The following is a 22975-nucleotide window of genomic DNA, read 5'->3' on the forward strand; positions in this document are numbered from 1 at the left end:
CCTAGTCAGCCAGGTCAGCTGCACTTTCCAATGCCAGAAGAATCATCGCATCAAAAGACTGCTCTCTTTGTTTTGCAGTAGTTTCTTCTCCATTGACCAGGGAATCCGATATTGTCAGTATGCATGCTGCTTGTTTTCCTAATACTTTTGCATTATGGAACAATGCAAAGCTTTCCATCTCTACACATACACATCCATGCTCGCGATAAAAATCGGCATAGGTCGGCATGTTCGCTTCTGCATAAAAGATATCGCTGGAATGGATCCGTGCCAATCGTATTTCTTTATTTAATTTTTTTGCCGCTGTTTGAATCGTCTCATTCAATTCCTTGCTCGGCTCCATGATGTCCGTCTTGATCCCTGCCTGTGCCAATGGGAAAGTGGATTCGCTCCATGCACTGTCGGCCAATACCAAATCGAACAGATGCAGATCATCTACATAAGCTCCTGCGCTACCGATCCGTATGATCTTCTCTACATCATAAAATTTAAACAGCTCATAAGAATAGATACCGATGCTGGCCATTCCCATACCGCTGCCCATCACCGACACTCTCTTGCCTTTGTATGTGCCTGTATAACCAAACATGTTTCGTACACTGTTGAATTGTACTGGATTCTCCAAATATGTTTCTGCGATATGTTTGGCGCGCAATGGATCGCCCGGCATCAATACGATCTTTGCGATCTCTCCTTTTTCTGCTTGATTATGTGCTGTGCTCATAGCATTCATCCTTTCTATGCATAATCATATTCTTCGATATGATCAACAACTCCAAAATCATTAAATAAACTAACGATACGCTGACATTCCTTTTTATCTTTGGCCTTCTTCATCAAATACCAATGTCCATTTTCTTCTTCTATTTCTATATGAAGCACGATTTCTCCTTCGATCCACTTTACACGCAAAGATCGAACAGCACTGCATTTTCCTAATTGTGTCAACTTCATAAAGGAGAGCTGCTGGTTCCATACTTCATCCAAACAAGTCATCACTGTATTTTTTGAAGGATCCAGCCATTGATGATTGGCAGTGTTCAACTGCATCTTGGCATTTTTTACTTTCAGATCTTTTGTTTGGAATAAACCCATGATTCCTTTGCTCAATAAATTCATTTTAATCTCTCCTCCCTACAGAATCATTTTACCACATTCTTTCTTTCCTTTTTCTGTTTTTTGTACTTCTTAGGATACGTAAGTTTTCTTTGCTTTGTGCTATACTATAGCTTAGATGAAAGTGAGGGACATTTATGAATAGAAATGAAGCAGATAAAAAATATACTTGGGATCTTTCCAGTTTATTCAAAGACCAGTCCTCTTTTGATGCACAATTAGAAAGATCCAAACAGCAATTACAAGAACTTTGTCAAAGGAAAGGCCACATTGCCGACTCAGTTGATACTTATGCAGCTTTTTTAAATGACCAGGAAACATTTGAACGAGGTTTAGAAAACCTTTATGTATATGCAAAGATGTCCACAGATGTGGAACCAAAAGATATGCAGAACCAGCAAAATTTTGCGCAGGCAGCCAATTTACTGCAGCAGGCGCAGTTAGATCTGACCTTTGTCTCATTAGAACTGATCCATCATGAAAAAGAAATCAAAGAATATTTAAAAGAGGATTGCTGTAAAGATTTTCGCTATCCAATGGAAGAATTATTCCGCACGATCCCGCATCGATTGGATGACCAGATGGAAAGTTTTCTAAGCGAAGTAAATGAAATAGCTTCTATACCAAACGAGACATATCAAAGCATCCGCCTTACTTTTGATGATGTAGAAGTAAATGGAAAGAAAGAATTTCTAAACGGAGCTACGTATCATGATTTCTTGCGCAATCCCGATGTACAAGTACGCAAGCAGGCTTTTGAACATTATTTTAAAGAATATGGAAATTTAGAAAACGCCTTTGCTAATTTGTTGATCGGAAATGCAAAAGGGCAGGTCCTCAACGCAAAGACACGTCATTTTGACAGTGCCTTGCAGGCATCGCTGTTTCAAGACGGTGTAGATGAAACGCTGTATAATAAGATCTTAATGATGGCAAATGAAAAATATATTGATTACCTGCATGCTTTCTTTGCCATGAAAAAAAGAGTATTAGGCATAGAAGAATTCCACGAATATGATATTGCTTTAGATTTAGAACCTGCTTGTGATGTACATTATTCCATCGAAGAATGCCGTTCGATATTAAAACAGGCACTTTCTGTATTAGGAGATGATTATGTCAGTTTGCTCGATCAGGCATTTACACAACGCTGGATCGATTTCTATCCTTCAAAAGACAAACGAACAGGTGCATATTCATGGGGAACGTATGATTCCAATCCATATATCCTGACTAATTTTACTGGCAGTTATGATTCATTAAGCACGTTGGCACACGAATTGGGCCATTCAATGCATTCTTACTACTCCAACCACCATAACCGTCCGATGTTAGCCGGCTATCAGATATTTGTTGCCGAAGTGGCCTCTACGGTCAATGAGATCTTATTGAATACATATTTGTTAAAAACAAATAACGATCCTAGTTACCGTCGTTATATCCTGAGCAACCTGATGGAAGAATTCGTAGGTACCTGCTATCGTCAGCCGATGTTTGCTCAGTTTGAAAAAGATCTGCATGCCTGGATCGAGGAACGAAAACCAATTTCATCGAAAACGATCACAGATCGCTGTCTGGAGCTCAATAAAGCTTATTTTGGAGATGCCGTCATCGTAGATGATTTGCAGAAGTATGGATTCTATTATGTACCGCATTTTTACTACAACTTTTATGTATACAAATATACACTGGGCATGTCGGTTGCAATCTCTTTTGTAAAAGATATTTTAGATGGCCATCCGGAAGCATACCGGCAATTTTTAACCAAAGGAGGAAGCGAATCTCCTGTTGATGAATTAAAAAATGCTGGCATCGATCCATTAAAAGATGAAGTCTATGATAATGCCTTCACATTCTTTAAAGAAATCATGGATGAATTTGAGAGTTTAACAGAACAAAAACAGAAGCAGCAATAAAACTGCTTCTGTTTTTACTCTGGTCTTTTCTTGCCGCAATTGCTGCAGAAATTCCCTGTATTTTGGGTGCCGCAAGTACAGGTCCACGGACCATTTGGATTTGGTTTGCCGCAGTTGCTGCAAAAATTGCCTGTATTCTGCGTGCCGCAGCTGCATGTCCAGGCGGCATTTTTTGCAGGATGTCCTGGCACAGCTGCGTTTTGAAAGAGTGGATTGTTATCTTGCGGCGGAAGATGTTGAAACAATGCGGATGCATTCATGCCGCCCGCTTGCTGTGCAAATCCCATACCGATGAATCCATTCATTGCACCGGCTTCATTGCTCGCTGCATTTTCCATAGCTGTTGCTTGTGCATCTGCCAAACGGCCTGCAGCTACACGCTGATCGCCCATCATGATCGCATCATCGATCTTTTCAATACGTTTTCGGCTTTCATCATCTGGCGTCACTTTTTGAATAGCAACGACTTCAATGACCATACCACGTCTTTCGCTCCAGGATGCATCCAATGCATCATTCATGTAGGTTGCAATTTCTACTTGCTTTTTTGGCAAATCACTAAACTGATATCCTTCATCGCTGCATTTTGCAAGTGCCGTATCCAGAGCATTGACAAACTCTGCATCACATTGTTCCATCAGCTGCGTCTTCGTATAAGAATCTCGTACATTTCCGCTCAGATTGGAATAAAAACGAATCGGATCTTGAATGCGGAATGTATATTGCCCAAAATAGCGAATATAAATATTGCGGTATGTCGGATCATGATATGGCATCGGTGTAGCACTGCCAAATTTGTTATCAATGATCTCTTTCAGATTCACATAATAAACACGTTGATCTTTTCCCGGTGTACCACCCATTGTAAAACGTTTTCCAAAGATCTTAAAAGAGTCTTTCAAGCCCTGCCATCCATTATCAAACAAGCTCGGCTCGCTAGAAGAATCCCAGGTAAAACGGCCAGGTTCCGCTGAAAATTCTATGATCTTGCCATCTTCAACGATCAATAATGCCTGTCCTTCATTGACAGCAAAGCCGCTGCCGTTCGTAATGATATTTTCACTTGCTTTTGTATTGCTGCCGCTGGTGACAACCTTTGTTCCTTTTTGGATCAAAACATCATTGCTTAATGAATCACAATAATAATACTCTAACCATTGATCAGCTAGTGTTGTTCTGGCTGAATCAAATGCTGCACGAATCAAACCCATCAGATAACCTCCTTACCATGCCATATATTTATTTAAGACCCATCCATAATCACCATTGGTAATGATGGAGTGGCAGTATTCACATTCGCCGCTGCTCGTCACCTGCGTCGGAGCGCCGCAATTAGGACAGTTCGTCACATTCAATTGCGTATCAACAGCAGTCTGCACGCCTGCCCTGCGGATAAACTCTAAATAATAGAAACGATGCTGATACTGCGTCTTGCTTCCTTCCAGCACTTTTCCACTTTCATCATCTGTCACATAATCTAGCAAACTTGCTTCTAATTTTACGCTCAATACTTCTTGTGCCCCATCTACACGAAATTGTGCAAGCGTAATATTACGGACATTTTGCATATCCAAATGATTGGTTTTCCGCTGTTCGATGTATTCATTCAATTGACGATTATGGACATTGAACAGCGTATTGCTTTCAAACGGACGCACTTTTTTCCAATCACGGTCTTCCCACGCTTCTTGCAATGTCAAATATACTTCCGATGCAAATGTTTTAAAACTTTCTGCAGAGAAATTTGGATCCCTCGCTTGAATTTCTTCAATTGTCGTTTCCTCATTGCACACGCGATAAGTACCGCTGCTTTGGTATGGCATAGGACGTACATTTCCACCACTTCCCTGTCTGGAACGCATATAGGAGTATAGTGCAAGGACCGCCAAAGCAATGATAAGAGTCGATATACTGCCTCCGCCGCCCAGGAAAATGATACCGCCTAAACCTGAACCTCCGCCGCTGTAACTTGATCCTCCGCTGTATCCGCCCCCGGAAGAACCTCCGGAAAAGGAATTTCCCACATCTGCCTGTACAAGGATCGGTAAAAATAATATGATCGCAACTAGCGCGAAAATGAAAAGCAACTGCCTTTTTTTCATTGCGTTATCCTCCCTCTATATGGTTATTGTACGATGAAAGTAGCAAATAGAACAAGAATGTTTTAATTTTTCTTCAATTCGTAAAGTATGATCATGCTAATTTTCACAAAATAAAAAACTACTCAGACTTCATTTTAAGTAGTTTTCATCGTAATATGCTCTTTCTTATATTTGATGATCATATAGTGTACTATATTTTTCTTCTCCAAGAATGTCATGGATATTCACTTCGTCAATCACTTCAAAATAATCTCTCCTTATGCTATACGTATTGTGAAGTGAAAGTTTATCTTCACTTTCAATAGTGAGAAGTAGATTTTAGTCTTTCACTTTTCTTGTCTGATTGCTAGTAATTCCGACGGTTATCTCAATGCTGCTATCGCCATGATAATCGGCAAGAACAAATCTGCCATAAAAAAGGAAACAAGTTCACATATAAGTCAAACTGTCTCTTGACTGTTTTCGCTATATCTCTTAATGAATCAGTAAAACTATTTCTATCATGAAAAGCATCCTCTCTCTGAATAAAACAAAATTTTTGATATATGTAATTTCGTTATCTTTTAGCCGAAAAAGTATGCAAAAGCGGCATCAATTGCCGCCTTTAGAAAACATCTAACAGGATTCTATCCGCTTATTTCCTTTAGTCCTATGTGTGTTTTATATAACATTTAAAAATTAGAGTTATCTGTTGAATTTTTTTACTTCATGCTGTTACATGATCTGCATCTATTTCCAATCCATTATAAATTCTATATGCATTGACTGAATATCTATTAGTATATAACAACACTTTGATTTGCTCTTCTTTTTGCTTTATATAAACACTTTTATCAAATATACAATTACTGATTTTTATGTAATCATTAATCTAATATTTATGATTATCACCCAACAAAGAAGACCAACCATCAATAACCATAATATCCAAAATAAAGGTTTTGGAAGATATGTAGGATAAGCGTTGTTTTTTACTGTTTTATACGCAATATAAATAATGTAAAGAATCCAACAAAAATGTAATAGAATATTAAACCACATTTGCTTTTACCTCTTAAAAAGATCAGTTGCTTAAAGCTTCGTTTATTCTTTTCCTTAATCAAGTTCTATCTTCAAATTAATCATAATTTATTTTGTTAAAAATAACAATCAAAATCAGCAACTATTCCTGTAGTTAATTTTTACTTTTAGTTGTATATTCAGCATTCACATTAGATTTTTTTAAATTCTATAAATTTAGAATCTGTATGGAAAGGTTTTTATTTCTTTATATTTGGATTTGCATTAATTATATTTGATATATACAAATCATTTAAATCAAAAAAGTAATAACAAAGTCAAAAAAAAGCCGCTATATACTTAGCCCTTTTATTTGTGAAGAATTTATTTTATATACTTTACGAATTGCAGAATTTAAAAAAACAGAGATCCTTTTTATACAAAACGATCTCTGTTTTCATATGCATCAACGCAAGAAGCCATCTACGATAACTTGTTCTGCTTCTTCCTCGTTTAAGCCAAAAGTCTGTAACTTGATCAGCTGATCACTATTGATTTTCCCAATGGCCGCTTCATGAATGACTTGTGCATCCACATGGTTTGCTGCAATTTCCGGAATAGATGAAATCTTGGCATTGCCCATCAAGATCGAATCACATTGCACATGTGCACGACACTTCGTATTCCCTCTTGCGATTGGATGAAAAACTTGGATGGAATCATCTTTCCCTACAGAACGAGAAATGATCTGCAATACACTGTTTTCACCATTGAGATCTACTTCTACATCTGAATGTGCCACTTGCTTTCCATGTGTCATCAGTTTTTCATTGATGACTAATTTTGCATCTTTTCCCAAACGAGCATACGTTACACGTTTTGTAGAATCTACTCCTTTGATCTGACTCATATCCATTTGGGCAAAGCTTCCTTCTTCCATATAAATTTGAGTAGTTGGATTTAAGATTCGACCGCCTTCGCCGTTTCCTTCTCCATAATGTTTCTCCGTATAAGTGATAGATGCATGTTTGCCGATATGGAAAGTATGAATCCCATCATGCTGCGATGTATCACATCCATCATTATGGATGCCGCATCCGGCAATGATGTCGACCTGTGCCCCTTCTCCAATATAAAAATCATTATACACCAGATCCTGTACGCCGCTGTTGGTAATGATTACCGGAATATGGATCTGTTCTCCTATTGTATGCGGGGCAACGATGATATCGATTCCCGGCTTGTCTTGTTTGCTGCGAATCGTTACATTTGTTGTAGAATGCCGTTCTACTCCGCTTCCGTTTTCTCTTAAGTTAAAAGCAGACCCCGGTTGAAAACCAGTGATTCCTGCAATTTGCTGCAAGAGCGCTTTTTCTGTATTATTCAGCATGTTGTTCACCTGCTTTCCGATTGATTCCACATGGTTCAAATTCCATTAGCAAAGTAGGCAGGATCGCATCTTTGCTGCCGCGGGCAGCTACTTTTCCATTTTCGATGACGATCATCTCATCTGCTAGCTGCATGATGCGCTCTTGATGCGAAATCAGGATGATATCTTGTTTTTTACGGTTTTGCAGCTCACGAAATGTCTCTACTAATTTCGTAAAGCTCCATAAATCGATTCCTGCTTCTGGTTCATCAAAAATACTGAGTTTGAGATCTCTTGCCAATAAAGTTGCAATCTCGATGCGTTTGACTTCTCCGCCGGAGAGGGAATTATCCACATCACGATCCAAATAATCTTTCGAGCACAAACCTACATCACTTAAATAAGAAATACAATGTTCCTCTTCCAATTCTTTTCCATGGGCCAACTCTAATAAACGCCGAACACTCATTCCCTTGAAACGAGGAGGTTGCTGAAAGGCGTAGCCAATACCTCTTTTCGCACGCTCATCTATGGATAGAGACGTAATATCTTCTCCATCAAAGAAAATCTGTCCGCTTGTAGGCTGTTCGATCCCCATGATCAATTTTGCTAATGTCGATTTCCCGCCGCCGTTGGGGCCAGTAATCACCGTAAATGCATGTTTCGTAAATTGTAAAGAAAGATCGTCAATTATTTTTTTGCCATCTGCTTCAAAAGTTAGATTTTTTAACTCTAGCATGAACTCACATCCTTTTTAACTTAATTATTTTAGCATATACTGTTAAAAAATAAAGCAAGAAGCGTTCTTTTGCTGAAAAAAAGAAGGTTCTCTGCTCGAAACAGTTTCCCTTCTTCTCATCATTGATTAGTTTTTCAAGCTTTGCAATGGGGCTGGAATTCGTCCGCCACGCTGGATCATGACACTATTGTCGCTTGGATTCATATGCATCACCGGACCGGCTCCTAACAAACCGCCAAAATTCAGTTCTTCTCCCTCTTTATGACCAACCGCCGGAATGACACGAACAGCAGTTGTTTTAGAGTTCACCATGCCGATAGCAGCTTCATCCGCAATCATTCCTGAAATCAAAGAAGCACTCACATCGCCTGGTACGACCACCATATCCAATCCGACACTGCAAACAGCGGTCATCGCTTCTAGTTTTTCTAATGTCAATACGCCCGCTCTAGCAGCATGGATCATACCTGCATCTTCTGAAACGGGAATGAACGCTCCGCTCAATCCGCCGACAGATGAGCTTGCCATCACGCCACCTTTTTTCACTGCATCATTGAGCATGGCCAAACAAGCGGTCGTACCATATGCACCGCAGGTTTCTAACCCCATCTCTTCTAAGATATAGGCAACAGAATCGCCAATGGCAGGTGTTGGTGCTAAAGAAAGATCAACGATGCCAAACGGGACATGCAAACGTTCACTGGCAACACTTCCGACCAGCTGTCCCATTCGTGTAATTTTGAAAGCTGTTCGTTTGATCAAATCGGCAATTTCATTCATAGGCAGATCTTTAGGCGCCTTTTCCAAGACAGCACGAACTACGCCCGGCCCGCTAACGCCTACATTGATCACACAGTCTGCTTCTCCTACGCCGTGAAATGCCCCTGCCATAAACGGATTATCTTCTGGTGCATTACAGAAAACAACGATTTTTGCAGCTGCGATACAATCCCGATCAGCCGTGATTTCAGCAGCTTCTTTCACTACTTCTCCCATCATCTTCACAGCATCCATATTGATGCCGGCTTTGGTTGAGCCAACATTGACCGAAGCACATAGATGTTCTGTCTGAGCAAGTGCCTGCGGAATTGCTTGGATCAATTCACGATCGCCTGCAGAAAAACCTTTTTGCACCAATGCACTGAAACCGCCAATAAAATCAACTCCGGTTTCTAAAGCACAGCGTTCTAAAGTCAATGCATAGCGGATCGGATCTCCCCCGCTGACACCGACCAGCATAGCGATCGGCGTCACTGAAATTCGTTTATTGATAATCGGAATCCCATATTCCCGTCCGATATCATCTCCTACTTTGACCAGATCTTTTGCCAAGGTTGTGATCTTGCGATAAATCTTTTCACAAGATTTATCAATATCTGCATCTGCACAATCCAATAAGGAAATCCCCATCGTGATCGTACGCACATCTAAATATTCTTCATCGATCATCTTGATCGTTTCTAATATATCTTTGGAATTGATCATTGTCTCTTACCCCTGAATCTTATGCATAGAATTAAAGATATCTTCATGCATGACATGAATCACTAATCCCATTTCTTTTCCTACATTATCCATATGCTGGGCAAATTCGCTTAATTTCATTGAAATTTCATCAATATTGACCAGCATCGTCATTGCAAATGTATCCTGCAACAACGTCTGTGTTACTTCCACTACATTGATATTGGCATTTGCGCATTCTGTTGCCACACGCGCCAAGATTCCGACACGATCTTTTCCAATCACACTAACTACTGCATTCATCGCAATTTCCTCCGTTCTTTTCTATACAGTATAAAGCATGGACCATAAAATTACAACGATTGTCGATCCACCATTATTTTTCAAAGACTGCTTTTACTATGGCATATTGCTGCATCTCAAACGGTTCCAACGCACTCATCAGTCCTTGCATATTCACATCGTATTCGCCTTCGTGAAAAACAACCTCATTTTGTTTAGCTAATGCCGAGCGGATCTGATCAGAGTCTTCTTTTGACAGTGTTGCATTCCTTTTGAAACATACCATATTATTTTCGTCTAACAATACCAGCGTACATTGCAAACAATCTGTTCCCGACAGCAACGCCTCACGCCAATCATTTTCCTGCACATTGAAATAAAAATCGCTTGTATCAATGTCGCCTACGCTCAATAAGAAGACCGCCACATCATAACGGTAAACAAAATCAATTTCAAATGGTGTTGTCTTTGCCATCTGCAGTTCTACATCATTCCAAAACTGATCTTTGATGACAAAGATGAAACGATCTTCCACATAGTCCATCACTGTACCCAGCTCTTCAATTTCTGCTTCAAACTTCATTCCTGTCTCTATTTTCATCCTCATCTCTCCTTATGCTGTTTTTTGTATCGGTACCATAGAAAGCTGCACTTTTTGACGCTGTTCATCTACTTTATAGACCCATACTGTAACAATATCTCCCACAGATACTACATCACTTACACGATTGACCCGATACGAGCGCAGTTTTGAAATATGTACTAAACCATCTTCATGCAAGCCTATATCAACAAAGGCACCAAAGTCAACGACATTCCGTACCGTGCCCTGCAATTCATCTCCCACATGGAGATCGGAAAGTTCCAAGACATTGCTTTTTAACAATACCGGATCAAATTGGTCGCGATAATCCTGTAACGGTGTTTGAATACTTTGCAGGATATCACGAATCGTATATTGATCACTATGCAGCTGCTGACTCAAAACGGCCACATCTGCTTTTTCCACCGCCTGTTTTGCCTCTTCACTGCCCATCTGCTCTTTATCCAGTTGCAGATATTCCAATACTTGTTTGGCCAACGCATAACTTTCCGGATGAATTCCTGTTCGATCAAAATATTCTTTTCCATCAACAATCCGTAAAAAACCTGCTGCCTGTTCAAACGACTTTGCCCCGATCTTTGGTACTTCTTTCAGTTGTGAGCGCAGCATGATCGCCCCATGTTCTTCACGGTATTGAATGATATTTTGTGCAGTTGTTGCATTCAAGCCGGAAACATGTTTCAACAGTTCGATCGATGCGGTATTCACATTGACACCAATTCGGTTGACCGCCTTGCTGACAACAAAGTCCAATCGTTCTTTTAATCTTGCAGTTGGAAGATCATGCTGATACTGTCCAACGCCTAACGATTGAGGATCGATCTTGATCAATTCCGCAAGCGGATCAATGATTCGACGCGCAATGGAAATTGCCGAGCGTTGTTCCACCTGCAGATCTGGAAACTCTTTTCTAGCCAATTCACTTGCCGAATAAACGCTGGCTCCCGCTTCGCTTACCAAAGCAAAATGAACGGAAAGATGTTCTTCTTGGATCAAATGCGCGACAAATGCTTCACTCTCTCTTGATGCAGTTCCGTTTCCGATAGCGATGATCGAAACAGGATAAGCCTGCAGCAAACGCAACATTTCTTCCTTCGCCTCTTTCACCTTTGCTTTTGGCGGATGCGGGTAAATGACGCTGATTTCTTTCAATGTTCCCAATGGATCGATCACAGCGAGCTTGCAGCCGGTGCGAAATGCCGGATCAAACCCTAATACCCAGCGATCTTTGATCGGAGGCTGGGTCAATAATCTTTCCACATTCATCGAGAACACTTCTATACTGGCTTCCTGTGCCTTCTCACTTAACATAGAGCGCACTTCTCGTTCCACACTTGGGTAAGTCAAACGCTTCAAGCCATCTAAAATTGCTTCCTGCAAAATATCTTTTACGATCGTATTCCCATTTTTCAAATAATGGCGAAGCACCCATTGTTCCACATACTCTTCGTTAAAAGTAACGGATACCTGCAATACTTTTTCTTTTTCTCCGCGGTCGATTGCCATGATTCGATGCGGCTGGATAGTTCCTACTCGTTCACTATAGTCATAATACATTTGGTAAACACGCATCGTATCATCATGCTGCTTTTTCTCTTTGGTCACGATCCTTCCATATTTCAACATCGAAGTACGCAAGACATCGCGAACTTTTGCATCATCGCTGACCATCTCTGCTATGATATCTTTCGCTCCCGTGATTGCCTCTTGTACATTGGCAACCTGGTCATTTACATATTGCTGGGCTTCTTTCTCCACATCGCCATAAAAAGGCAATTTTAATATCCACAAAGCAAAGGGGCGCAGCCCTTTTGCTGCAGCCATGGTCGCCTTTGTTTTTCTTTTTTGTTGATAAGGCCGATAAAGATCCTCTACTTGCGATAACTTCTCACATGCAAGAATATCGTTCTTTAATTCCTCTGTCAGCATCCCTTGCTGATCGATCAAACGAAGGACATCTTCTTTTCGCTTTTCTAAATGCGTTTGATACGCATATGCTTCTTCAATTTGGCGAATCTGTTCTTCATCCAATCCTTTTGTTCTTTCTTTTCGATAACGAGCAATAAATGCAACTGTACAACCTTCTTGTAACAGTGTCATAACTGCTTCCACTTGGGAAGCAGCAATATGCATTGATCGAGCAATTGCTTCATACAACTGTTCCATACTTATGATCTCCTTTTCTGCGTACGTTCATTATACTATACTTCTTCTTTTCCACACAAACTCTTTCCTGCTCCTTTTCAAAATTCGTTCTGTGATTATAATAAAAGCAATAGGAGGCAAACGAAATGACCCAAAAAACGAAAAATATTCGCTCACTAAGATGTACATCAAATGAAGAAAAATCGCTGATTTCTGCGATGCAAGAAGACATCTATCAATATGACGCATATTTTCAAAATGAAGAGATCATTGCTCCGACTTATGACCACTACCATTTCAGCGGATGCCGTTTTCAAGACATCACTTGTTCAATTGATGATTTTTTCGAAAATGAATATCTAGATTGCATCTTTACCCATTGTGATTTGTCTGCTGCTGATCTGCAGCGCAGCCATTTTTATCGTTGTCATTTTGAAAATTGCCGTTTGACAGGTACTCGTTTTTATGATTGTGTCTGGAAAGATGTCACATGGAATAACTGCATGTGTCAATATGCTAATTTTGGCGGAAGTCATTTTGAACGCTGTGCGTTTACCCGCTGCACGATCAAAGAAGGCGGCTTCATTCAATGTCAACAAAAAAGCCTTGCATTTCAACAGTGTGATCTGCAAAGCTGTTCTTTTGTCAACACATCCTTAAAGGAAGTACATTTAGAAAATAATAAGATTGACGGTCTGCTTGTAAATGAAGATAGTTTAAAAGGGGTCTACGTTTCTCCACAGCAAGCCATCCTCTTAGCTTCTTTATTAGGCATTCATATCGTTGAGGAATAAAAAAGATCAATATGATCTTTTTTATTTATTTTTCATTTCTTCATTGACTTGTTTTGCCATTGTCAATACATTTGTGATAATTTCAACCATTTTGCTCATCGCTTGTACGGAAGCAAATTCATAACGCCCATGATGATTATAGCTGCCGGTGCCAAAGTTTGGACAAGGCAGACCCATATAGGTCAAAGCAGCCCCATCGGTCCCCCCGCGAACCGGTGTAGATACCGGTTCAAGACCTGCTGCAGAAATTGCACGATTAGCTAATTCGACAACACGCATATCCTTTTCAATCAAATTGCGCATATTTTGATATTGATCTTTGATCTCTAATTCAAATGTTCCTTCACCGTAACGTTTATTCAAGTAAGCACAAGCATCAATGAACATCCGCTTTTGCTTTGCGAATTTTTCGGCATCATGATTTCGAATCAAATACGTCATCGTTGCCAGCTCACATTCACCTTTGATATGCAATAAATGATTAAATCCCTCATATCCTTCCGTATAAGCCGGATTCATTTCTACCGGCAGCAAACTATGCAGCTGCATTGCCAATAAAGATGCATTGATCATTTTATTTTTAGCCGCTCCCGTGTGAATGCTTTTACCGTGGATCGTGATCAATGCCTGTGCAGCATTAAAGTTTTCATAATCAATTTCATTGATTTCGCCCCCATCTACCGTGTAGGCAAATTCTGCTTTAAATGTATTTAAATCAAAATGTTCTGTTCCTCTGCCGACTTCTTCATCCGGTGTGAAGGCAACATATACATCTCCATGCGGAATATTCTGCTGGATCAGTTGTTCGACTGCAGTCATGATGATAGCAATCCCTGCTTTATCATCACCGCCTAATAAAGTATTTCCATCCGTTACGATCAGATCTTCACCCACATGTTTTGCTAAGATTGGAAATTGTTTTGGATCCATCTGAATATTTTCATTCAGTTTAATGACACCGCCGTCATATGCAGGGATCATTCTAGGCTTTACATTTGCTCCTGTCAGGTCTGTAGCAGTATCCATATGAGCATTCAAACCAATTGCCGGATACCCTTGTGCATTTGCAGGCAATTTTGCATAAACAACACCAAATTCATCCACATGCGGATTTTCCAATCCCAACTCTTGCAGTTCTTCTGCTAGCATATTCGCCAATACCAACTGTTTTTCTGTACTAGGCGATGTAGCTGCGTATTCATCGGATTGTGTATCCACAACAACATATTTTAACAAACGTTCTTCTACGCGCATATTTTCCCCTCCTGTATCTTTCATGTCTTTTTATTATACATCACTCATCATAAAAAATACAGTCGTCATCATCCGCCAAAAAAGAGGCAGTCACCATTCTCAGACCACCTCCTATCCAATTTACTGTCTAGTATGCAACAATCCGTATTGATGAAAAGAATGATAGATGATCTGATAATCATCTCGCATATAGTACAGACTGCGCTGTACCATTGGCTCTAGAATATATTGTTTTTGTTCAAACTTATTCAGTGCCTGTAACGCATATTCCATATATTTGACACATTCCTTCGCCAGTTCCGCATCTTCCACCATCGGCAGTGTATGGATCATTTCCATAAATTCGCTGATTCCTTGAAAAAAACCGCCGTCCTCTGCAGGCTCTTCATCCATCATACGAACATGTTTTGATAATAATTCTTCATGTTTGCGAAGACGCTTCAAACAGTCATCGATCAATTGTTTTAATTTGGGATCGTTTACCTTATAACGCAGATCCTCAAATAAAGATGCACCCATATGCGTTCCTTTTAATAATTGATTCAGTTCCTGCACACATCTCTTTTCCATTTTTGATTCTGCTCCTTTCACTCATTCCTATCATGCTCACGCCTTCACAAATTATTCAAAAAATCATAAAAAAGGCAGGATACACAGATGTCCACGTTTATGTTATGATTATTTCGAGGTGAGTTTTCATGAAATTGTTATGGCTGAGTGTCAATGGGGAATACGCCTTCCAGCTGTCCCAAGATTTGATAAAAGAAGGATATTCGGCAACAGAAATCGCCAGTACCGGTGATTTTCTAAATTATGGAAGCACAATTATATTGTTATGTATCGAATCAGAAAAAGTACAAACGCTGATCTCTTTTATAAAAAACAAGATGAATGAATATCGAAATCTGACAAGCGAAGACATGCATGGTATGCATACGAGCGATTTTTCATTATTCAGCATCCCGCTTGCTGCTTATAAGAAAATCAAAGGGCAATCGAAATAAAACCAGTTGAATATAAACATTTTCCAGTTCCCGCACTGATTTTAATTTTTTTCATTTTTTTGTTGACAATTCTTCCGCTTACTGATATTATAAGTGAGCACTAAGCGATGGAGGTTTAGCTCAGTTGGGAGAGCGTCTGCCTTACAAGCAGAGGGTCGGGGGTTCGAGTCCCTCAACCTCCACCATTTTAAAAAATGCCGACTTAGCTCAATTGGTAGAGCAACTGACTTGTAATCAGTAGGTTGTGGGTTCAATTCCTATAGTCGGCACCATTTTTAAAACCCTTATAAATGGAGGAGTAGCGAAGTGGCTAAACGCGGCAGACTGTAAATCTGTTCCTTCGGGTTCGGCAGTTCGAATCTGTCCTCCTCCACCATTTTATTGGGGTATAGCCAAGCGGTAAGGCACAGGACTTTGACTCCTGCATTCCACTGGTTCGAATCCAGTTACCCCAGCCATTTTATTTATTCAACTGACCCGTTAGCTCAGTTGGTAGAGCATTTGACTTTTAATCAAAGGGTCTGGCGTTCGAATCGCCAACGGGTCACCATTCAATATTTGCGGGTGTAGTTCAATGGTAGAACTTCAGCCTTCCAAGCTGACTACGTGAGTTCGATTCTCATCACCCGCTCCATGAATGATTGAAAAGATGTCGAAAGACATCTTTTTTTATATTGAATAGAATCGTGTATTTTTAACCAATGCTCAGCTTTATTCTATTATTAAATCCATTACAAATGTAAATATTTTAATTTTTTGTTGACATTTACGCCACTTACTGATAATATAAATAAGCACTAAGCGATGGAGGTTTAGCTCAGTTGGGAGAGCGTCTGCCTTACAAGCAGAGGGTCGGGGGTTCGAGTCCCTCAACCTCCACCATTTTAAAAAATGCCGACTTAGCTCAATTGGTAGAGCAACTGACTTGTAATCAGTAGGTTGTGGGTTCAATTCCTATAGTCGGCACCATTCTTGACCCGTTAGCTCAGTTGGTAGAGCATTTGACTTTTAATCAAAGGGTCTGGCGTTCGAATCGCCAACGGGTCACCATCAAAACAATGAAGCGGATATCCGCTTTTTTTATGCTATATGGCCATTAAAAAAGAAGCATCAAAACAATGCTTCCCCTATTTAGATATGTTCAATGACTTCTACATCTACAGTATTCTCACTTGGGCTGTAATCAAATGTAATTTTAGCGAAATCATCCAAATTTGTCGTTAATAACTCTGTTACTTTATCAAATACTTTTTCTACTTCTTCTGTATCTTCACAGAAATATTCGATCTTTGTCGTCACATGTTTTTTCACTTTTGCAGTTTCGATCAAAGACGACACCATATCATTTTTCTTATTCATTCTTTCACTCCTCGAGTATATATCATATTGTATCACCTTTTCTTTGAATTGCAAAGCTTCCAGCAGGCTTTTCATTCAAATATAAAAATAAATTTTAATTTTGTATTTACAAATTCAAAATTTATGATACCTGACTTTAGAGGTTGAATAGTAAAAAATGGTGCAACACTCGATATTTGATTATCGAGTATGCATCATTTTTATTTGTTTATCTGTTAGATAATAATTTGTTATTGGTTGATTTAATTTTTTGGATAGATCTGTTACGAATTCTTTGCTGGTTAATAGATTTATGAATCTTGTTGAGTTGATTCTTACAACTCGAAATTTTCTCATGAAATCGTATATTGTACTTGCTGAGTATTTATTTTCCAGAATCTTGAATTGAAGGATTCGTGATAATAACACGGCTGTGTAACAGATGAAGAAATGACCTTTGATCCGATTTTCTTTTTGTAGATAGACCGGACGTGTATCAAGTTCGGACTTCATGATGCGGAAGGATTCTTCGATTTGCCAAAGCTGATGATAAGCATTGTATATGTCTTTTGATGACATATTGATTTCAGATGTTACGAGCATATTATATCCGGCTAGTTCTTTGTCTTTGTCTATAGCTTTTTGATTTAGCTGGGGTTTTATACTTTTCCCCTGATCATCTAGAAACTGCATATATTTTGATGATTCACCATATTCTTCTTTTTTGGCCTGGCATGCACGGTGTGCCTTGGCTTTTTCAATCATTCTATTGATTTCCATCAGTTTCTTCTTTGCGAGACTGAAGTTATAGGTAACTGTTCTTTTTTCTTTTATATTACGAGTTATTACATTCCCATATTCATCCTTGTATGAATAAGTAAACGTATCGATGCATTCCTTGATTTTATAAACGGGTTCTCCGTTCTGATCAAACACTGTTTCGAATCCGTCATCAAGAAGAACCCATTGTCTTTCTCTTTCAGGAAGGGTTTTTACAGATTTCGAAAACAGATAGCCATCTCCATTATCAATAGCTTCAATAATATTTTTAGCACAGTTAAGGCCTTTATCAGCTATTTGGATGGTACGGCCCTTGATATTGTTTCTTGATTTCAAATCGTGGATTAGATCACGCATGACCGGCTTTTCAGATTCATTGCCTGGGAATATCTTCATGCCGATTGGTAACATCTGTGCGTCTAAAAGAAGGCCCATTCCCACAATAGGGTCTCTTCGATTTTCTTTGGAAGGCCCTCTTTTTTGAAGAGTAGATTCCTTATCGATTTCAAAATAATAGTTTGTACAATCAAAATAAGAACGGCTGGAATCCAGAATAAAATTGTCATCAGTCGCAACGGTCAGTATTTCAACCAGTTTCTCATATTCTTCGCCCATGAATTCCAAGCCCTCTAGGAGTTGATCATAACTGAAATTTTTTTGAACATATAGCTTTGGAAAAATATCATGAAAAGTCTGATGTTTAGATAAAGGCGCAACAACACGAGCATATACAAGAGCGGAAAAGACATCATATACATCGAACTCGAATTTCCTTGAAGAACTTAAATACCCAAAATGTTCTTTTACATCCAGCATGTTCAAGATTTTCGCAATTGGCACATAACCCAGACACAGTTCTGGTGAAATGTCGGAAATCTGTTGAAAGTTGATGCGACACTTTTCTGTCTCCCGTTTAGAATTCAGTTCATTGACTTCTTTCTGAAAATGAGAAATTGGATCATCTATACCCTGTTCGATAAGAGCATCAACGAAACCGATTTTACGAAAACTTTTATGTCGAGTGTTTTTAGTTTCTGGAGAATAAAAACTCTCATAGATGGAAAGATAAAGTCTGTCATTTCGTTTTGTTTTTTTAAGAAAATAGGCCATAGAAAGTGTCCTCCAAGCATTACACATTTACACCATAATTATATTAAATAAATAAAAAAAATAAAATAAATTTAAAGTACAAAAAACAACGATAAATACTGGATAATCTCGACTTTTTCTCAGAATAGCCTCTAAACATTCATGGTGCAAACCTCTAAAGACGGGGCTTTTCATTCAAATATAAAAATAAATTTTAATTTTGTATTTACAAATTCAAAATTTATGATAGAATAATTAATGCACATGCGGGTGTAGTTCAATGGTAGAACTTCAGCCTTCCAAGCTGACTACGTGAGTTCGATTCTCATCACCCGCTCCATTTATTTTTAGGGGTATAGTACAATGGTAGTATAACGGTCTCCAAAACCGCTGATGGGAGTTCGATCCTCTCTACCCCTGCCAGTTAAATTGTTTGATCAGCATCTGTCGATGCTTTTTTTATCCATATATAAAAACAGGGAGAGCTTCATGCTCTCCCTTTCCTATTACTGTTGAGATAATGTTTGATCAATATCTGCTACTTCTGCTTCCAGCTTTTCGATGAATTCTTCTTTTTCTTCGATACGATCCTGCATATCATCAATAGCTCTTTGCCCTAATAATCCGACGATGTCCTCTTTCATACGCTGAATCTGACGTTTTTGATTTTGAATCAATTCTAACTTGCGTGCACGGGCATCCTGCATCCGTTGACGCCATTGCAGATGTCTTTGTTCATTCCATTGTTTCAAGCCGTCAAAATATGTATCCATAACTGAACGGAATTCTTTCCAAATTTGATCTTCATGTTCTTTTCCACAAGAACCGATCTGCTTCCATTCAGCACCAAGATCTTTCATTGCTTGTGTATTTTCTCTTGTATAAGATTGACTGCTTTCTATTTCTTTTGCCTTTTCTACCAGCTTTTTCTTTTGTTCGTAACGTTCTCCCTGTACAGCATGTAATTCATCATAATGTGCATTGCGCTGTTCATAGAACTTTTGACGGCTTGCATTGAATTTTTCCCACAAAGCATCTTCATGCTCACGTCCGGCACTGCCAACAGCTTTCCATTCATCCATCAGCTGACGGAATTTTTCACTTGTTTTCTGCCATTCCTGTGAATCTGCCAAAGCAGCTGCTTGCGCGATCAAGTTTTCTTTCACTTGACGTGCATTTTCAAATTTGCCCTGCAATTCTTCCCAGTGTGCATGTTTCCGATCAAAGAACTGTTGTCTGGCTTCATTGAACTGTTCCCAAAGCGCATCATCTTTTTCTTTACCGGCACTTCCGCTTGCTTTCCACTGTTGCATCAGTGCATTCATTTCTTCTGTTGCTTGATTCCATTCCTCAGACAAAGCCGTTTTCTTCGCTTGTGCAATCAGATCTTCTTTTAGCTTCTGGGCACTTTGATAAATCTCATTACGTTTTGCATAGAAAGCATCAATATACTGATCAAATTCTTCTGCTAATTTTTCTTCGTATGCAGAGTCCCAATAGTGAATTCGACGCCAGCGTCTACGAAGATCATTGATCTGGTGCATGACCTCATTCCAATCAGCAGAGGCCGGAATGCTTTTCGCCTCTTCGATCAATGCTTCACGGCGATGAATATCTTCATCAAAATCACTTACTTCTAACATATCATCATTTTCCTGATACATACGACGTTCCTCCATTCAAAATGATTCTCCATTTTTCTACAAATGTCTTGCCAATATAAATTGTATCTCATATCAGCAAAAATAGCATTCAAAAAATGCATTTTTTAATAAACAAACAGCTGTTTCCATTCCTAATCAGTCAAAAAGCCTCACTTTTCATGCCCTGCTTCATGGATCGTCAGCTATTTTGTCCTTTATTTAGAATCCTCCTTTATTAACCATTATAGCATATTCTTGTTTATTTTTTCACAAGAAGTGCAAAGGAAAGCTATTACATTTTTTTAGAAAAGATAGGCGCAGGCTCCATAATTCGTTATAATAGAAAATGAATATAAAAAAGCAGAAAAGGAGCAAGACATGATCAAAAATATTATTTTTGATATTGGAAATGTATTAGTGTCTTTTCAACCACAAATATACTTTCAATCTTTACTACAAGAAAAATGTGAAGAGATCTGCCACATTGTTTTTTACTCAAAATGGTGGAAACAATATGACAACGGATGGATCTCCCTCAAAGAAGTTCAGCAAGCCTTATTGCAGGAATATCCAAACTATAAGAATGAGATCTTATCCGTAAGCGATCATTGGTTCACCTTGATGCAGCCTATTGATGAAATGCTGCAGTTTCTAGATGAATGTAAACAAAACGGATATCATATCTATATGATTTCAAACTTAAGTGAAGACAGTTATGATTACTTACAGGAACAATATCATCTTTTTGATCAAGCGGACGGAATGGTCCTGTCTTTTCAAGAGAAATTTGGAAAACCGGATTCACGGATGTATCAATTTTTATGCGAACGGTATGCTCTTGCGCCTTCCACCTGTTTATTTTTGGATGATCGAAAAGAAAATATCGATGCGGCAGTTCAATGCGGCATACGATCAATTGAAGTAAAAGACATCAAAACGGCAATAAAGGAGGCAAAAAAACAATTATGCTAAAACTGCAGCAAATTGTACATGGTACAATACAAAAACTGGATGAAAACGGAAACGGGATCCTGTTCTGTCGGAAAAACAAAGTATTGGTACGTCATGCCTTGCTTCATGAAGAATTAGATGCCCGCATAATAAAAGAAAGCAAACAAGGCTATATAGCGGAAATCGTGCATATACAGCAGCCAAGCCATCTGCGCGTAAAGCCTCCATGTCCTCATGCGGCTATATGCGGAGGATGTCAACTGCAGCACATGGCCTACCCTGCCCAGTTGGAATGGAAAAAGCAGCAGATCATCCATGCATTAAAAAAAGAGCGTCTTTCTCTCCACATCCATGATGTGATGCCTAGTGATAGAGAGGGATATCGCAACAAGATGATCATCGGTTTTTCAAAAGATAGCAAAGGCAAGATCATTGCCGGTCTTTATGAAGAATATTCACATCGCATCGTTCCCTATCAGAATTGTTTATTACATCCAAAAGAATGTGATGAAATCATTCCCAGTATTGTCTCATTGATCCAGCGTTTGCGCATAGAACCCTTTGACCGAAAAAAAAGAAGGGGAATCCTTCGTCATGTTCAGATTCGCTATGGGAAAGAGACGAAACAGATCCTGCTTACTTTTGTTGTATCGCAAAAACAATTTCCGGGACAAAAACAGCTTGTTCAACAGATAGCAAGACTGCATCCCGATATTCGCAGCATCGTATTTAACGTCAATACAAGGGATACCAGCGTCGTGTTAGGAAAAGAAGAATGGACTGCTTATGGAAAAGGATGGATCGAAGATCGGCTGTTAGGAAAGACATTTCGGATTTCTTCCACTTCCTTTTATCAGATCAACCATGATCAATGTGAACGATTATATCAAAAAGCCTATGAATTACTGCAGCCTAGACCTTCTGATCGCATCTTAGATGCATATTGTGGAATCGGTACGATCGGGCTATGCATTGCCTCAAAAGTAAAACAAGTGATCGGTGTGGAAGTGAACCAGCAGGCGGTCATGGATGCCGGTATCAACGCAAAAAACAATCAGATCCATAATGCCAGATTCATTGCACAGGATGCCAGCCGTTTTATGTTGCAAGAAGCCAAACACAAACAGCACTATGACGCGATCATCTTGGATCCTCCTAGAGAAGGAAGCACACCTGTTTTTCTGGATGCCTGTGTTCAGTTAAAAACAAAAAAGATCGTATATATCTCTTGCAATCCTTTTACCCAATTACGCGATATCGCTTACTTGGCAAAAAAAGGATACGCTTGTAAAGAAATGTTTTTATATGATATGTTCCCAATGAGTGCACATGTAGAAAGTGTTGTTTTATTAGAAAGAATGTAACCGCATTGCAAATAGAAAAAAA

Annotated in this window: 20 protein-coding genes and 11 tRNA genes; 16 read left to right on the forward strand and 15 right to left on the reverse strand. The window is 39.1% G+C overall.

Annotated features, from left to right (window positions below; genetic code table 11):
* Position 1: 1 nt before the first annotated feature.
* On the reverse strand, positions 2–724 hold the full coding sequence (deoD, locus tag BQ9859_RS09440) for a purine-nucleoside phosphorylase (RefSeq protein WP_075877924.1): 723 nt from the start codon (positions 722–724) through the stop codon (positions 2–4).
* Positions 725–738: 14 nt separating this feature from the next.
* Positions 739–1119, reverse strand: coding sequence for a hypothetical protein (locus BQ9859_RS09445; protein ID WP_075877925.1), 381 nt, complete (start codon positions 1117–1119; stop codon positions 739–741).
* A gap of 134 nt (positions 1120–1253) precedes the next feature.
* Here BQ9859_RS09445 and pepF point away from each other — a divergent pair, with 134 nt between their 5' ends.
* Positions 1254–3032 carry an oligoendopeptidase F gene (gene pepF, locus BQ9859_RS09450; protein WP_075877926.1) on the forward strand — a complete coding sequence of 593 codons (1779 nt, stop codon included), beginning with the start codon at positions 1254–1256 and terminating at the stop codon, positions 3030–3032.
* Between the two features lie 14 nt (positions 3033–3046).
* Here the strand turns inward: pepF and BQ9859_RS09455 are convergent, their stop codons facing one another.
* The 8 genes from BQ9859_RS09455 to BQ9859_RS09495 form a co-directional block, all read right to left on the reverse strand.
* The gene (locus BQ9859_RS09455; protein WP_083662827.1) at positions 3047–4243 is read right to left on the reverse strand and encodes an SPFH domain-containing protein; all 1197 of its coding nucleotides are present in this window, start codon (positions 4241–4243) and stop codon (positions 3047–3049) included.
* A 12-nt stretch (positions 4244–4255) separates the two neighbouring features.
* Positions 4256–5134, reverse strand: coding sequence for a TIM44-like domain-containing protein (locus BQ9859_RS09460; RefSeq protein ID WP_075877927.1), 879 nt, complete (start codon positions 5132–5134; stop codon positions 4256–4258).
* Between the two features lie 1465 nt (positions 5135–6599).
* Complete coding sequence (locus tag BQ9859_RS09470; protein WP_075877929.1) at positions 6600–7523, reverse strand: SufB/SufD family protein; 924 nt, start codon at positions 7521–7523, stop codon at positions 6600–6602.
* Complete coding sequence (locus BQ9859_RS09475) at positions 7513–8241, reverse strand: ABC transporter ATP-binding protein (protein WP_075877930.1); 729 nt, start codon at positions 8239–8241, stop codon at positions 7513–7515. Before BQ9859_RS09475 ends, BQ9859_RS09470 begins: the two co-directional genes overlap by 11 nt.
* 126 nt (positions 8242–8367) lie before the next feature.
* A complete protein-coding gene (locus BQ9859_RS09480) occupies positions 8368–9726 on the reverse strand; it encodes a PFL family protein (RefSeq protein ID WP_075877931.1) in 1359 nt (452 codons plus the stop codon).
* 6 nt (positions 9727–9732) lie between these two features.
* Positions 9733–10008, reverse strand: coding sequence for an ACT domain-containing protein (locus BQ9859_RS09485; protein WP_075877932.1), 276 nt, complete (start codon positions 10006–10008; stop codon positions 9733–9735).
* A 73-nt stretch (positions 10009–10081) separates the two neighbouring features.
* Positions 10082–10588 carry a hypothetical protein gene (locus BQ9859_RS09490; protein WP_075877933.1) on the reverse strand — a complete coding sequence of 169 codons (507 nt, stop codon included), beginning with the start codon at positions 10586–10588 and terminating at the stop codon, positions 10082–10084.
* A 12-nt stretch (positions 10589–10600) separates the two neighbouring features.
* Positions 10601–12757 (reverse strand): Tex family protein, encoded by a 2157-nt coding sequence (locus tag BQ9859_RS09495; protein ID WP_075877934.1) that lies wholly within the window; start codon positions 12755–12757, stop codon positions 10601–10603.
* 125 nt (positions 12758–12882) lie between these two features.
* Here BQ9859_RS09495 and BQ9859_RS09500 point away from each other — a divergent pair, with 125 nt between their 5' ends.
* Positions 12883–13530, forward strand: a complete 648-nt coding sequence (locus BQ9859_RS09500) for a pentapeptide repeat-containing protein (RefSeq protein ID WP_075877935.1) — start codon at positions 12883–12885, stop codon at positions 13528–13530.
* Between the two features lie 21 nt (positions 13531–13551).
* Here BQ9859_RS09500 and pepT read toward each other — a convergent pair whose 3' ends face one another.
* Both pepT and BQ9859_RS09510 read right to left on the reverse strand, forming a co-directional pair.
* Complete coding sequence (pepT, locus tag BQ9859_RS09505; protein WP_075877936.1) at positions 13552–14784, reverse strand: peptidase T; 1233 nt, start codon at positions 14782–14784, stop codon at positions 13552–13554.
* Between the two features lie 120 nt (positions 14785–14904).
* Positions 14905–15354 (reverse strand): DUF2383 domain-containing protein, encoded by a 450-nt coding sequence (locus BQ9859_RS09510; RefSeq protein ID WP_075877937.1) that lies wholly within the window; start codon positions 15352–15354, stop codon positions 14905–14907.
* Positions 15355–15482: 128 nt separating this feature from the next.
* On the opposite strand from BQ9859_RS09510, the gene BQ9859_RS09515 reads away from it, so the two are divergent.
* From BQ9859_RS09515 to BQ9859_RS09560, 10 genes are all read left to right on the forward strand, one after another.
* Positions 15483–15788 (forward strand): cyclic-di-AMP receptor, encoded by a 306-nt coding sequence (locus BQ9859_RS09515; protein ID WP_075877938.1) that lies wholly within the window; start codon positions 15483–15485, stop codon positions 15786–15788.
* 109 nt (positions 15789–15897) lie between these two features.
* Positions 15898–15973: transfer RNA gene (locus tag BQ9859_RS09520), tRNA-Val, on the forward strand.
* An 11-nt stretch (positions 15974–15984) separates the two neighbouring features.
* Positions 15985–16060: transfer RNA gene (locus BQ9859_RS09525), tRNA-Thr, on the forward strand.
* A gap of 20 nt (positions 16061–16080) precedes the next feature.
* Positions 16081–16164: transfer RNA gene (locus tag BQ9859_RS09530), tRNA-Tyr, on the forward strand.
* Between the two features lie 6 nt (positions 16165–16170).
* Positions 16171–16246: transfer RNA gene (locus BQ9859_RS09535), tRNA-Gln, on the forward strand.
* Between the two features lie 16 nt (positions 16247–16262).
* Positions 16263–16338, forward strand: a tRNA-Lys gene (locus tag BQ9859_RS09540).
* A gap of 10 nt (positions 16339–16348) precedes the next feature.
* Positions 16349–16422 (forward strand) — tRNA-Gly (locus BQ9859_RS09545).
* Positions 16423–16594: 172 nt separating this feature from the next.
* Positions 16595–16670 (forward strand) — tRNA-Val (locus tag BQ9859_RS09550).
* Positions 16671–16681: 11 nt separating this feature from the next.
* A tRNA-Thr gene (locus tag BQ9859_RS09555) sits at positions 16682–16757 on the forward strand.
* Between the two features lie 5 nt (positions 16758–16762).
* Positions 16763–16838: transfer RNA gene (locus BQ9859_RS09560), tRNA-Lys, on the forward strand.
* A gap of 81 nt (positions 16839–16919) precedes the next feature.
* On the opposite strand, the gene BQ9859_RS09565 is transcribed toward BQ9859_RS09560, so the two are convergent.
* Entirely contained in the window at positions 16920–17147 is a 228-nt protein-coding gene (locus tag BQ9859_RS09565; protein ID WP_075877939.1) for a hypothetical protein, read from the reverse strand.
* 180 nt (positions 17148–17327) lie between these two features.
* Positions 17328–19016 (reverse strand): IS1634 family transposase, encoded by a 1689-nt coding sequence (locus tag BQ9859_RS09570; protein WP_075877940.1) that lies wholly within the window; start codon positions 19014–19016, stop codon positions 17328–17330.
* 245 nt (positions 19017–19261) lie between these two features.
* Here BQ9859_RS09570 and BQ9859_RS09575 point away from each other — a divergent pair.
* Positions 19262–19335, forward strand: a tRNA-Gly gene (locus BQ9859_RS09575).
* Positions 19336–19344: 9 nt separating this feature from the next.
* A tRNA-Trp gene (locus BQ9859_RS09580) sits at positions 19345–19418 on the forward strand.
* Positions 19419–19501: 83 nt separating this feature from the next.
* On the opposite strand, the gene BQ9859_RS09585 is transcribed toward BQ9859_RS09580, so the two are convergent.
* On the reverse strand, positions 19502–20659 hold the full coding sequence (locus tag BQ9859_RS09585; protein ID WP_075877941.1) for a DUF349 domain-containing protein: 1158 nt from the start codon (positions 20657–20659) through the stop codon (positions 19502–19504).
* A gap of 357 nt (positions 20660–21016) precedes the next feature.
* On the opposite strand from BQ9859_RS09585, the gene BQ9859_RS09590 reads away from it, so the two are divergent.
* Positions 21017–21610 (forward strand): HAD family hydrolase, encoded by a 594-nt coding sequence (locus BQ9859_RS09590; protein ID WP_075877942.1) that lies wholly within the window; start codon positions 21017–21019, stop codon positions 21608–21610.
* A complete protein-coding gene (rlmD, locus tag BQ9859_RS09595) occupies positions 21604–22953 on the forward strand; it encodes a 23S rRNA (uracil(1939)-C(5))-methyltransferase RlmD (protein ID WP_075877943.1) in 1350 nt (449 codons plus the stop codon). Before BQ9859_RS09590 ends, rlmD begins: the two co-directional genes overlap by 7 nt.
* The last annotated feature ends 22 nt before the right edge of the window (positions 22954–22975 follow it).

Source organism: Merdibacter massiliensis (assembly GCF_900155395.1).
In the GTDB taxonomy this organism is placed as follows: domain Bacteria; phylum Bacillota_I; class Bacilli_A; order Erysipelotrichales; family Erysipelotrichaceae; genus Merdibacter; species Merdibacter massiliensis.

Coding starts and splice junctions, on each gene's coding strand:
- BQ9859_RS09455 (WP_083662827.1), bottom strand. CDS start 4,243: ATGGGTTTGATTCGTGCAGCATTTGATTCAGCCAGAACAACACTAGCT.
- BQ9859_RS09475 (WP_075877930.1), bottom strand. CDS start 8,241: ATGCTAGAGTTAAAAAATCTAACTTTTGAAGCAGATGGCAAAAAAATA.
- BQ9859_RS09570 (WP_075877940.1), bottom strand. CDS start 19,016: ATGGCCTATTTTCTTAAAAAAACAAAACGAAATGACAGACTTTATCTT.
- BQ9859_RS09590 (WP_075877942.1), top strand. CDS start 21,017: ATGATCAAAAATATTATTTTTGATATTGGAAATGTATTAGTGTCTTTT.
- BQ9859_RS09470 (WP_075877929.1), bottom strand. CDS start 7,523: ATGCTGAATAATACAGAAAAAGCGCTCTTGCAGCAAATTGCAGGAATC.
- pepT (WP_075877936.1), bottom strand. CDS start 14,784: ATGCGCGTAGAAGAACGTTTGTTAAAATATGTTGTTGTGGATACACAA.
- pepF (WP_075877926.1), top strand. CDS start 1,254: ATGAATAGAAATGAAGCAGATAAAAAATATACTTGGGATCTTTCCAGT.
- rlmD (WP_075877943.1), top strand. CDS start 21,604: ATGCTAAAACTGCAGCAAATTGTACATGGTACAATACAAAAACTGGAT.
- BQ9859_RS09445 (WP_075877925.1), bottom strand. CDS start 1,119: ATGAATTTATTGAGCAAAGGAATCATGGGTTTATTCCAAACAAAAGAT.
- BQ9859_RS09500 (WP_075877935.1), top strand. CDS start 12,883: ATGACCCAAAAAACGAAAAATATTCGCTCACTAAGATGTACATCAAAT.
- BQ9859_RS09495 (WP_075877934.1), bottom strand. CDS start 12,757: ATGGAACAGTTGTATGAAGCAATTGCTCGATCAATGCATATTGCTGCT.
- BQ9859_RS09460 (WP_075877927.1), bottom strand. CDS start 5,134: ATGAAAAAAAGGCAGTTGCTTTTCATTTTCGCGCTAGTTGCGATCATA.
- BQ9859_RS09515 (WP_075877938.1), top strand. CDS start 15,483: ATGAAATTGTTATGGCTGAGTGTCAATGGGGAATACGCCTTCCAGCTG.
- BQ9859_RS09510 (WP_075877937.1), bottom strand. CDS start 15,354: ATGGAAAAGAGATGTGTGCAGGAACTGAATCAATTATTAAAAGGAACG.
- BQ9859_RS09490 (WP_075877933.1), bottom strand. CDS start 10,588: ATGAAAATAGAGACAGGAATGAAGTTTGAAGCAGAAATTGAAGAGCTG.
- BQ9859_RS09480 (WP_075877931.1), bottom strand. CDS start 9,726: ATGATCAATTCCAAAGATATATTAGAAACGATCAAGATGATCGATGAA.
- BQ9859_RS09485 (WP_075877932.1), bottom strand. CDS start 10,008: ATGAATGCAGTAGTTAGTGTGATTGGAAAAGATCGTGTCGGAATCTTG.
- deoD (WP_075877924.1), bottom strand. CDS start 724: ATGAGCACAGCACATAATCAAGCAGAAAAAGGAGAGATCGCAAAGATC.
- BQ9859_RS09585 (WP_075877941.1), bottom strand. CDS start 20,659: ATGTATCAGGAAAATGATGATATGTTAGAAGTAAGTGATTTTGATGAA.
- BQ9859_RS09565 (WP_075877939.1), bottom strand. CDS start 17,147: ATGAATAAGAAAAATGATATGGTGTCGTCTTTGATCGAAACTGCAAAA.